At 37.8% G+C, this 11,543-nt stretch carries 8 protein-coding genes; 5 read left to right on the forward strand and 3 right to left on the reverse strand.

The genetic code is table 11. The features are described 5' to 3' along the window. The 5 genes from B4C08_RS06750 to B4C08_RS06770 all read left to right on the forward strand — a co-directional run. On the forward strand, positions 1-685 hold a 685-nt coding region (locus B4C08_RS06750; protein WP_296664113.1), incomplete at its 5' end, for a phosphoglycerate dehydrogenase. Between the two features lie 191 nt (positions 686-876). Next, the gene (locus B4C08_RS06755) at positions 877-1,188 is read left to right on the forward strand and encodes a metal-sensing transcriptional repressor (protein ID WP_295800895.1); all 312 of its coding nucleotides are present in this window, start codon (positions 877-879) and stop codon (positions 1,186-1,188) included. A 22-nt stretch (positions 1,189-1,210) separates the two neighbouring features. Then, positions 1,211-1,573: a heavy-metal-associated domain-containing protein gene (locus B4C08_RS06760; RefSeq protein WP_296664114.1), complete on the forward strand. Its 363-nt coding sequence runs from the start codon at positions 1,211-1,213 to the stop codon at positions 1,571-1,573. A 51-nt stretch (positions 1,574-1,624) separates the two neighbouring features. Next, positions 1,625-4,144, forward strand: coding sequence for a heavy metal translocating P-type ATPase (locus B4C08_RS06765; protein ID WP_296664115.1), 2,520 nt, complete (start codon positions 1,625-1,627; stop codon positions 4,142-4,144). 119 nt (positions 4,145-4,263) lie between these two features. Then, a complete protein-coding gene (locus B4C08_RS06770; protein ID WP_296664116.1) occupies positions 4,264-7,140 on the forward strand; it encodes a M16 family metallopeptidase in 2,877 nt (958 codons plus the stop codon). Here the strand turns inward: B4C08_RS06770 and B4C08_RS06775 are convergent. The 3 genes from B4C08_RS06775 to B4C08_RS06785 all read right to left on the reverse strand — a co-directional run bounded on the left by B4C08_RS06775 (position 7,052) and on the right by B4C08_RS06785 (position 11,273). Next, positions 7,052-8,635 carry a RecQ family ATP-dependent DNA helicase gene (locus tag B4C08_RS06775; protein ID WP_296664117.1) on the reverse strand — a complete coding sequence of 528 codons (1,584 nt, stop codon included), beginning with the start codon at positions 8,633-8,635 and terminating at the stop codon, positions 7,052-7,054. The two genes, B4C08_RS06770 and B4C08_RS06775, sit on opposite strands and share 89 nt — an antisense overlap. 138 nt (positions 8,636-8,773) lie before the next feature. Beyond that, positions 8,774-10,864, reverse strand: coding sequence for a cation:proton antiporter (locus B4C08_RS06780; RefSeq protein ID WP_296664118.1), 2,091 nt, complete (start codon positions 10,862-10,864; stop codon positions 8,774-8,776). A 97-nt stretch (positions 10,865-10,961) separates the two neighbouring features. Continuing rightward, positions 10,962-11,273: a hypothetical protein gene (locus B4C08_RS06785; protein WP_296664119.1), complete on the reverse strand. Its 312-nt coding sequence runs from the start codon at positions 11,271-11,273 to the stop codon at positions 10,962-10,964. Positions 11,274-11,543: the final 270 nt, after the last annotated feature.

Here is an 11,543-nt window from a genome sequence, read left to right on the forward strand (position 1 = left end):
CTACGATCCGTTTCTTTCTGTAGACGCCGCTTGGAGCTTGAATCATCAGGTTAAGCACGCTGAAACTTTGGACACTCTTCTTGCAAAAGCTGACTATCTTACTTTCCATGTTCCAGAGACTCCAGACACAAAAGGCTTTGTTAATGCAAATACAATCAAGAACATGAAAAACGGCGTAAAGCTCATAAACATTGCGCGTGGCGGACTTGTAAACAACGAAGATGTTCTTGCAGCAATCAGAGCCGGAAAAATTTCATGCATGGTTACAGACTTTGCAGCAGAAGAACTAATTGCTTGCGACAAAGTAATTTGCCTTCCGCATTTGGGCGCTTCAACTCCAGAAGCAGAAGACAACTGCGCAGTAATGGCTGTAAAAGAGCTCCGTGACTTCCTTGAGCGCGGAATTATCAAGAACAGCGTAAACTTTCCAAAGACAACAACAGACAACCCTATTCCATGCGGCGGAACAAGACTTTGCATTAGCCACAAAAACGAGCCGGGACTTGTTGCGCAGTTCACGACAATTCTTGGAGAAGCAAATCTCAACATCGAAGGAATGGTCAACCAAAACCGCGGTGAAGTTGCCTACAACATTATTGATGTGGCAGGAAAAGTTACCGAGCAAACTTTGGAAAATCTTGCTGCCATAAAAGACGTTACAAAAGTAAGACCAATCTACAACTAAAAATCTTCTATATAAAAATATTTCCCTGCAGAATAAATTTTTTATTTTCTTTCGCAGGGATTTTTTATTTTAAATTGCCGAAAAAAAATTTCATTTTCACGCTGAAAAATAATTTGCAATGCTTTCCCAATATATTGACATATACAGTAGCGTGGTATAGTATAATAAAAAATTTATTAATGGAGAAAACTATGGAAATGGAAGAAAAAAAATCTTGCTGCGCAAACAAAACAACAAAACGCCCAGAAGAAGAATTAAGAAAACTTGTAAACAGGCTCAGCAGAATTGAAGGTCAGGTCAATGGAGTAAAAAAAATGCTCCAGAACGATGCGTACTGCACGGACATTCTTATTCAAGTTTCTGCATGCCAAGCCGCATTTAACTCGTTCACAAAGGAGCTCCTTGCAAGCCACATAAAAGGCTGTGTTGCAGAAGGAATAAAAAAAGGCGACGAAGAAATTGTTGACGAGCTTGTCCGCACACTTCAAAAACTTATGAAATAAATTTTCTCTTTAGGAGGAAAAAATGATAAACATTATTTTAGTTTTATTTATAATTGTAATCTTTGCGTTTGCACTTAAAAATTCTATAAAGCATTTTAAAGGTGAAGGTTCTTGCTGCGGAGGAGGTGACGGAACTTTAGTTGAAAAAAAACAGCTTACAAATCCTGTTGTTGAAAAAAGGGTAATTCTTACAGCAGGAATGAAATGTTCTGAGTGCGCAAAAAAGCTATGGAACTCGCTGAATAAAATCGAAGAGCTTTCTGTAAAAAAAGTAAACTTTAAAAATGGAACTGTAGTTTTTGAAGCAAGCAGAAATATTTCAGACGAAGAAATCAAATCTGCTGTTGAAAATGCAGGATATAAATTTATAAAAACTATTCCATAATAAAAAGGAAATTTCATTCTTGGCTTTTATCCACAAGCTATGGAGGTTCGAATGGAAAAATTTCTTATTTCAGGAATGAGTTGCGCCGCTTGTTCAGCTAGAATTGAAAAAGCAGTAACAAAAGTAAAAGGCGTGGAATCTTGCGCTGTAAGCCTTCTTACAAATTCAATGTCCGTGGAAGGAACGGCTTCCGCAAAAAGCATAATTCAGGCTGTTGAAAAAGCAGGATATGGCGCAAAAATTTCTGGCAGTGAAAAACCAAGCAAATCAGAAGAGCAGGAACTTTTGCTAGAAAACTCAGAATTAAAAAATCTAAAAACACGCTTAGTAGCTTCATTAATTTTTCTTTTGATTCTCATGTATTTTAGCATGGGCCACATGATGCTAAACTTTCCTCTTCCTGCTTGGTTCAACGGAAACCACGTTGCAATGGGCCTTGTTCAGCTTTTGCTTACAATTATAATCTTATTCATCAATAGAAAATTTTTTATAAGCGGAACTAAAGGGCTTCTCCACGGAACTCCAAATATGGACACACTCGTTGCGCTTGGAAGTGGAGTTTCATTTGCATACAGTCTTGTGGTTCTTTTTAATATGACCGATGCGGTTTTAAAAGGCGACGAGCAGCGTGTAATGAAATGCATGGACAATTTCTATTTTGAAGGAGCTGCAATGATTGTAACTCTCATCACTGTAGGAAAAATGCTTGAGTCCATTTCAAAAGGAAAAACTACAAACGCTCTAAAAAATCTTATAAAGTTAAAGCCTGAAAATGCAACAGTCATACGTGAAGGAAAGGAAATTGTAATTCCAATAAGCGAAGTAAAAAAAGATGATATTTTCATTGTAAAGCCCGGAGAAAATATTCCTGTCGATGGAATTGTAATTGAAGGAGAATCATCTGTAAACGAATCTGCATTGACAGGCGAAAGCATTCCAGTCGACAAATCTGCAAAAAGCGAAGTGTATTCGGCAACTATAAATTTAAATGGTTTTTTAAAATGCAAGGCATTGCGCATCGGAGAAGAAACTGCGCTTTCACAAATAATAAAACTTGTAAGCGATGCCTCTGCAACAAAAGCTCCGATTGCAAAAACAGCAGACAAAGTTTCAGGAATTTTTGTGCCGTCCGTACTTTTAATTTCAGCAATAACATTTTTTACCTGGTTGATTTGTGGCGCGGAATTCAACTTCGCATTGTCCAGAGCAATCGCCGTTCTTGTTATAAGCTGTCCGTGCGCATTGGGGCTCGCAACTCCAGTTGCCATCATGGTCGGAAACGGAGTCGGAGCAAAGAACGGAATTCTTTTTAAAACTGCGACTTCACTTGAAGAAACTGGAAAAATAAAAATTGTTGCACTAGACAAAACAGGAACAATAACAAAAGGTGAGCCGGAAGTAACTGACATTATCGCAGCAGATAATGTTTCAGAAAAAGACTTAGTGAAAATTGCAGCGTCGCTTGAATCAAAAAGTTCACATCCGCTTGCAAAAGCTGTTGTAAAATTTTATAGCAATTCCACTTTTGCCAATGAAGAAGTTTTTGAAACACAAAATTTTGTTTCGCTTCCGGGAAATGGAATTTCATGCACAATAAAAGGAGAAAAATTTTTTGCAGGCAATTTAGTCTTTATAGAAAAAAATGCAGATATTTCATCAATAAAAGAAAAAGCAGCTTTGTTTGCTTCCGAAGGAAAAACACCGCTCGTATTCGCAAAGGAAAATAAAATTCTTGGAATGATTTGCGTTGCGGACAAAATAAAAGACGACAGTGCGCAGGCGGTTTCGCAGCTAAAGGCAATGTCTGTAACTCCGGTTATGATTACAGGCGACAATGAAAAAACAGCGCAGGCAATCGCAAAGAATGCCGGCATAGAAAAAATTATCGCAGGCGTTCTTCCAGACGGAAAAGCAAAGACAATTGCAACTTTAAAATCAAAAGGAAAAACTGCAATGGCTGGAGACGGAATTAATGATGCTCCGGCACTTGCAAGCGCAGACATTGGAATCGCACTTGGAGCAGGTAGCGACATTGCAATAGATTCCGCACAAGTTGTTCTTATGAAAAATTCGTTGCTAGATGTTCCAGCGGCAATCCGGCTTAGCAAGGCAACATTGAAAAATATTCATGAAAATTTATTCTGGGCATTTTTCTATAACATTGCAGGAATTCCACTTGCAGCCGGAATTTATTACAAGGCATTCGGGCTTCTTTTAAATCCAATGTTTGCAGCAGCGGCAATGAGTCTTTCAAGTTTTTGTGTTGTAACAAATGCGCTCAGGCTGAATTTCTTTAAGCCGTATAAATTTTCCAAATCAGAAAATAAATTTCAATCTTTAAAAAGGCAAGAGGAGGTTACTATGTCAACGATTGAAAAAACTATAAAAGTAGAAGGAATGATGTGCGGACATTGTGAGGCGCACGTAAAAGAAGCTCTTGAAAAAATCAAGGGAGTTGAAGAAGCCACAGCAGATCATGAAACAGGAAAAGTTGTCTTAAAACTTTCAAAAGATGTTGATGACAAAAAAATTTCAGATGCAGTAAAAAAAGCTGGATACACAGTGGTTTAAAACAAAAACGCCGTGGTAATAAAAATGTTGCCACGGCATTTTTATTTCATAATAAAAAATTATTCTGCGCAAAATAAAACACCCTTGAAAATCTAGCAAAAATTCAGTGAAATAAACTTATGAAGCAAAACAAAAAATTTATTAAGATTATTTCATTATTTGTATTTTTATTTACACTGAATTTTATTCACGCCGAAAAAACTCCAGTCGAAAATTTATATGAATACAAAATGGAAAACGGCCTTACAGTTTTTGCCGCAGAAAATCACACAGTTCCACTGGTCTATATTGAGATTGCAATACGCGCAGGAGCTATAACACAAACTCCGCAGACCGCAGGACTTTTCCATTTGTATGAGCACATGATGTTTAAAGGAAACAAACTTTACAAAGATGCTGCATCAGTGAACAGGGCTCTTTCTAATCTTGGAGTTGCAAGCTGGAACGGAACAACAGGAATAAACCATGTAAATTATTTTTTCACAGTGCCTTCAAACAAACTTGAAGAAGGACTTGCATTTTGGAATGCGGCGGTTCGCTCACCTCTTCTTGATGAGCAGGAACTTGAAAATGAAAAAAAAGTTGTGCTTTCTGAAATTGAAGGCGGAAAATCAGATCCATCAAAAATTTTTTATAGCTACTTAAATAAAAAACTTTTCCCTGATGCGCCATACAAACTTGATTCAGGCGGTTCATTTGATGCTGTAAGAAATGCGACTTCAACTCAGCTAAAAGAAATAAAAGGAAAATACTACATTCCAAAAAACGCCGCTCTTTTTATTGGTGGAGACATTCAGCCTGAAGAAACTTTCAAGCTTGCAGAAAAAATATTCGGTACTTGGAGCAACAACAATTCAAAAATAGAACCTTCAGTTCAGCAAAAAAAAGAGCCTTTTGCAAACACACAATTTTGTGTAATGCCTTTTGACAAAATCACAAAGGAACTTGCGCAGGTTATGATCCAGTTCAGAGGTCCAGACGCAGATTTTGATTTGCAAGACACTTACGCTGCGGATTATCTTATGTATCTTTTGTCAGAGCCAAACGGAAAGTACATTCAGTCACTTTACAAAAATCCAGAATTTAAAATTCCAGACTTCAACAATTCCTGGGCGCAATATGCTACAGTAAGAGCTAACGGACTTTTTGAATTCGGAACAATTGTGACGGAACCAGAAAATTTGTTGCCAGAACGAACAGAAAAAATTCTTTTAGAAATTCAAAATTCAATTATTCCGAAAATTGCAAATGAAAAAAAATTTTTTACAGAATCATACAAGTCAAAAATAATAGAGCAACTAAAAGACAACCAAACACTAGCAACAGAAACTCCTTCAGAACTTTTAACAAGCATCCGAAGCTGGTGGACAAACACAAGTGCAGAATATTTTTTCAACTACTATGACAATCTTTCAAAAGTTACACAGGACGATGTAAAAAGAATTATAGAAAAATATATATCGGGTAAAAAACCGCTCGTAAGTGTTCTGTTAAATCCTGAAATTTACAGCAGTACAAAAAATGATTTTGAACACGCAGGATTCTATGAAGTCCGTTCCGATGAAAAAAGATGGTGGCAGGAAAAACAATTTGAATCAAAAGAACCAATTCAGAATTCAAATTTAAAACTTGCAGAAGAAAAAAATATTTACACTCCGCAAAAAAATCAATCAAGCAAAACTGAAAATAAAATTTCAAAACGAAACATTGAAATTAAAAAACTTAAAAACGAAATTCCTGTTTACATAAACAACACAAGCGACAAAATTATTTCCATTGCAATTCTTTGTCCAGGCGGAGTTGAAAAACTTACACCAGAAACATCAGGAATGGAAACAACATTATTCTCTTTCATGGCGGATTCTTCCAAAAAATTTTCATATAAAAAACGAACAGAAATTTCATACGACACAAATTCCAGCATAGGATATTTTTCAAAACTTTCCGGAAGCGCGCTTTACTTAAATGCAATGGACAAACACTTTGAAAAAACACTTCCAGTTTTTTTGGACGGATTTTTAAATCCTGCGTTTAACCAGAATGAATATGAAAACACAATCAATGCTTTGCGCCAAAGAATCCAAGGAATTTTCAACGACCCGGAATCTTTTTTGGCTTTCACAATTTCAAATAAAATCTACAAAGACCATCCTTACGAAGCAAAGACATTTGCAACTCCAGATTCAATAAAAAATATTACAATAGAAAATCTAAAAAAATATCACAAAGAACTTTTATCAAACGGAAATTTTTCTGTTGTCGTTTCAGGAAAAATCGATTCAGACTTTTTAATAAAAAAACTGAACAGCACAATTGGAAAACTAAAATTTTCAAATGAAGAAACAAAAAGAAAAATCATACAGCCTATAAGCATTAAGAAAAATACGCCGCTTACGCTTCATCATCCGTCAGCAGAAGGAACGGCATACATCACAAAAGTTTTCGCATCCCCGGCAAATACCGAATCTGACTTTATTCCATGCGTGCTTGCTGGAAACATCTACACAGACATTCTTTTCAATGTTGTAAGAGAGCACTACGGAATTTGCTATTCTCCGCAGAGTTATGTCATAGGCTCGAAAGCGCCTTATGGAATTGAACATTTATTTAAAGTTTCCGATTTCAGCAATTTTGAAAAAGCCATGCAGGAAGCAAGAAACTATATGGCAAACGACAAAATCGTAGAAAAAACAAATGCGAACGGAAGCTATGAATTTTCAACTGTTGAGCAAAATTTGGAAGGCTACAAAAATTCATATATAAATCAAACTTACCAAAGCCAGCAAACAAACGCGGGACTAGTTTCAATACTGGGCTACAACTTGATTCAGTTCAATGACATTGACTATGACTTAAAACAACTGGAACAAATCAAGCAAACTTCTGCGCAGGAAATTCTCAGTGTCTTCAAAAAATACTGGATTGAAAATCCTTCCGCTTGGTTCGCAATAACTGGCGAAAACACAACTTTAAATTTTGGCGAGCAGGAGCAATAAGACCTTTAAACGGAAACTTTCTTATACGGATGATTTTTTGCACCTTAAGCTGACTTATAATTTCATCCGTATCTGAATGCTCATAAATATTCACTGAACAATTTTTTCCACTTGCTTTATTCAAAGCAATCATTGAAGCTTGATTTAATTCATCTTGCGTAAAGCGGTTTGGATTTTTTCTCACAAGTTCCATGACAATTTTCGCATCAAGCGCGATTTTTTCATCTGATTTTCCTGAGCAAATATCACAGCCATCACACGCCGCCTGTTCTCCGCCTAAAGCGTCCAATAGAATTTGACGACGGCAAGTTTTGCTTTCTGCAAATTTCTGCATGACTTTTCTTCTGTCATTTTCTTTTATCGCAGAAAATTTTTTATGGTCATTAAAACTCCAAAGCAATATTGCATTTGAAACTTCGCCATCTCTTCCTCCGCGGCCGGCTTCCTGAATATAGGATTCTGCGCTTGGGCTTGCCTCCAAATGAATAACAGTACGGATATTTTTCTTGTCCACTCCCATTCCAAAAGCACAAGTGCAACACAAAATGGCATCGTCTTTTGGATAAAACCATTTTTCAACTTTTTGCTTTTCTTCACGAGTCATTCCAGCATGATAAAATTTCACTTTGCCGTTTCCACAGTAAGCAGAAAGTTCCCTTGCCATGTCTTCCGATTTTGCGCGAGTTCCACAAAAAATAATCAGCGGTTTTTGTTCTGTCAGCGCAAGTAAAAAGGCAGTCCGTTTTTTTGCATAACATTTTACAACTTTATAGTGAATATTCGGACGGTCGCTTTCGCTTCTTACAATTTTCGCCTCTCCATCAAAAAGAACTTCAGAAACTCTTGCAAGCACACATTCCGAAGCGGTCGCAGTAAAAGCGGTTACAACAGGTGGATTAATTTTCTTTATAACTTTTCCAAGATTTAAATACGCAGGTCTAAATGAATCGCCCCACTCGCTTACACAATGAGCCTCATCAATTGCAATGTGAACAATTCCAAATGAACAAAGCTGCTCCAAAAGATTTTGATTTTGCAACGCCTCTGGGTTTGTAATTATCACTTTTGCGCCGTTCTTTATGCGCATAAAATTTTCTTCACGCTCTAAATCAGTCTGGCCGCCTCGAAACACAACGCAGTCAAGACCGCCTTCATCCATTCTTCTTTTTTGATCTGAAATAAGCGCAAGCAAAGGATAGATAACAAGCGTAGGTTTATCTAAAAGCAAAGCCGGAGCAAGAAAGCAAAGCGATTTTCCAGCTCCAGTCGGAAGCAAGACAATTTGCCGTCCGTTAGAACAGACATCATCTTTTAAAACATCATCTCTTGGATTTGCCGAATCCAAAATATTTGCAATTACAATTCTCTGCCACGGAAAAAAATAAGAAATACCAAAAGCTTTTTTCGCCGCCTGCAAAACTTCATCAGAATCCAAAGTGCTTTCTTCTTCCGATTCTGGAATTGCCCAAAACTCATCATTGATTTCTTCTGCCATAAAGTCCTCGTTTTATTCACGCAAAAAAAACTGCCTAATAAATTTTATTTTACTAGGCAGCCTGATTTTTTCTTATAAAAACTTTATTGCTCAAGAAAAACAAGAAATGCAGAATCAACTGAAAAAATTTTTGTCCTTTTAAGAATTATTTTTCCGCGCAGCAAACTTCTTAATCTTTTCAAAAAGAGATTTTGCGTCAGGACACTTCAAAATCTCCTCAACATTTTTTTCATCACGCAGAATGTAGCTCATAGAAGAAAGCAAAAGCATGTGCGGCGAAGAAGTTTTTTTCGGCGAAACAATCATAACAAAGACCTTGCACTTTTCACCATCAAGAGAATCAAAGTCCACTCCGTTACGGCTAATTCCCAAGGCAACGCAAGTGTGGGTAACAGCGTCGGATTTTCCGTGCGGGAAAGCAACTCCATGCTGCATTCCAGTGCTCATAATATTTTCACGCTCACGCACGTCAGCAAGAACAGTTTCCCAGTTGCGCACAGCCCCGGAATTTGCAAGAAGCATGACCATTTCCTGAAGAATCTGCTCTTTTGTAGTTCCCTTCAAATCCACAGAAACAGCGTCCGGCGTAAAAAGCTTAAGAATGTCGGAACTTGTGCGGCTCACTTCGCTTTGGTCAAAGAAATTTATTTTTTCAGGAACATAATTTTCTTTTAGATTCTGAACAAGATTTCCAAGACGGATTAGAACTTCGTACATAGCGTTTTTTACAAAGCCTGAATCTTCCGCGCTTGTTTCAATTTTTACAACAGATTCAGTTTCTGTAATTGAAAGAGAAATTCCGTCTTTTCTTGCCTGGGAAATTCCGTCGGAAATATTCATCATCTGAACATAAAAACCTTCGCTCCTAAGATCCTTAAGGAAAATGTCAATTACAAGGTCGGCAATTTCATCAGAGCCAAAATCCCAGGTAAACGCAACGTTGTCTGTTGAACGCGTTTCCTTTTTTGTTCCCTTTCCGTTTATAGAAAGAGATGCGGAAATAAGAGGAGGCGCAAACAAAGTTGTAACAAGTGTCATAAGAATAACAACGCCGAACATCTGCTCATCAAGAATTCCAGCTGTAAGACCGATTCCGGCTATAATAAGAGCAACTTCTCCACGTGGAATCATTCCGCAGCCAATTCTCAAAGCTCCCTTCAAGTTAAAGCCGAATCCCAAGGCAGGAAGTCCGCAGCCAACAACTTTCGCAACAACCGCAAGCACAGTATAGAACGCGCCGAACATAAGAACATCTTTAGACATAAGCTCTCGCATATTCACCATCATTCCCATTACAGCAAAGAACAGCGGAACAAAAAATTTGTAAAGCCCGTGAATTCTTTCCTGAATAATCGCCGCAATGTCAGTTGCAGAAAGAGAAAGTCCTGTAATGTACGCTCCGATAATCATCGCAAGCCCCTGCTTTTCAAAAAAGCCGCCAAGAAGCAATGCAATTCCCAAAGCGCAGATTGAAAAATCGTATGAATGCTTAAAAATCTTGAGGAACTTTGCAATTTTCTTAGAAAACAAAAGACCTGCCGCGGTGAACACAAGCCATATTCCAAAAGCGCGCGCAGCAATCAAAAGAATCTTAACGCCGTCAATTGAAACCTGTCCGCCTTCAAAACTCAAAGCCGCAACAATTCCCATCACAACAGCAAGAAGAATAATTCCAAGAACATCATCAAAAACAGCAGAAGCAAGAATCGTAACGCCTTCCGGAGAATCCATCTTCTTTTTATCAGACAAAATACGCGCCGTAATTCCTACAGAAGTCGCTGTGGACATAATTCCAAGGAAAAGGCATCTTACATCCATTATTCCGCAGCCAAAAAGCATCATTCCTGCAATGTCGCCCAAAAGAAACGAAGCCACAACTCCGCCAAGACCAATCACGCCGCCCGCAAGAGAATATCGCAAGAAAAGCGCAAGGTCAGTTTCAAGGCCGGAAGCAAAAAGCAAGATTACAGAAGCCACGGTAGAAAATCCGTAAAGCTCAGGGGTTACAGCAAGTGAAACAGAATTCAAACTGAAAATTCCAGACGGAAAGCCAGGAAGCGGAATAGCACCCAAAGCATAAGGCCCAATAACAACGCCGGCAATCAGCTCGCCAAGAACAGATGAAATTCGAACTTTCTTAGCAAGAAATCCAAAAAATCGGACAACAAAAAGCAAAATTCCGATTTGAATAACAAGATTTCCCATGCGGGCTGTAATATCGCCTTCCATAAAAAAAGCCTCCGTGTAAAAATATAAGTCCGTATTTTATAACCTTTTTTAGACCTATACAATACACGGAAGCTTCAAAACTCAATACAGAACAAGGCTACTTCTTGTCTGTAATGCCAAATTCCTTCCAGCCCGACTGCGGAATCGTAAGCTTAACACGCTTTTTTGCGTCAAGAACTTCTTTGCTTAAAAGCTTCGTCTGTTCAGTAAGCTCAGCGGTGCAAGACTTAAGGTCGGCTTTTAGCTTTTCCTGCTTGCTGTCCAAATCCCGGATTTTATTGAACATACCTTCAATCAAAGCAGCCTGCTCTTCTCCTAAGCTTACTTTGGCAAGCTCCTCCGTGTGCACCCTGATGCCAGACACCATAAGCCTTGCATCGCTCAGTTTCTGTGCGAATGTTTCTCCCATTCTTTGCCCCCTTCTTAGTTTTTTAAGCTGAAAAAATAAATTTCCCTCTGCATAAAAGATAAACATAGAATCATATAAAAACAACAAAAACAGGCTGAAATTTCCAAGAATACGCCTAAAAACTCAAGAATGGAAGAAATTCCGCAAGAATACATCTTATTCTTCAAGAATATCCTTTATTCCAGAAGAATATACAATATTCCTGAAGAAAATGTATAAAAATACAAGAATATGCCCTATTCCTCACGAATAGGTCAAAATTCGAGTTTC

The sequence above is a fragment of the Treponema sp. UBA753 genome (genome assembly GCF_002297325.1).
Lineage (GTDB): Bacteria > Spirochaetota > Spirochaetia > Treponematales > Treponemataceae > Treponema_D.

What these genes read in the sequence shown, in the direction of transcription:
- B4C08_RS06785 (WP_296664119.1), bottom strand. Translation starts at nt 11,273, where the DNA reads ATGGGAGAAACATTCGCACAGAAACTGAGCGATGCAAGGCTTATGGTG.
- B4C08_RS06775 (WP_296664117.1), bottom strand. Translation starts at nt 8,635, where the DNA reads ATGGCAGAAGAAATCAATGATGAGTTTTGGGCAATTCCAGAATCGGAA.
- B4C08_RS06765 (WP_296664115.1), top strand. Translation starts at nt 1,625, where the DNA reads ATGGAAAAATTTCTTATTTCAGGAATGAGTTGCGCCGCTTGTTCAGCT.
- B4C08_RS06755 (WP_295800895.1), top strand. Translation starts at nt 877, where the DNA reads ATGGAAATGGAAGAAAAAAAATCTTGCTGCGCAAACAAAACAACAAAA.
- B4C08_RS06770 (WP_296664116.1), top strand. Translation starts at nt 4,264, where the DNA reads ATGAAGCAAAACAAAAAATTTATTAAGATTATTTCATTATTTGTATTT.
- B4C08_RS06780 (WP_296664118.1), bottom strand. Translation starts at nt 10,864, where the DNA reads ATGGAAGGCGATATTACAGCCCGCATGGGAAATCTTGTTATTCAAATC.
- B4C08_RS06760 (WP_296664114.1), top strand. Translation starts at nt 1,211, where the DNA reads ATGATAAACATTATTTTAGTTTTATTTATAATTGTAATCTTTGCGTTT.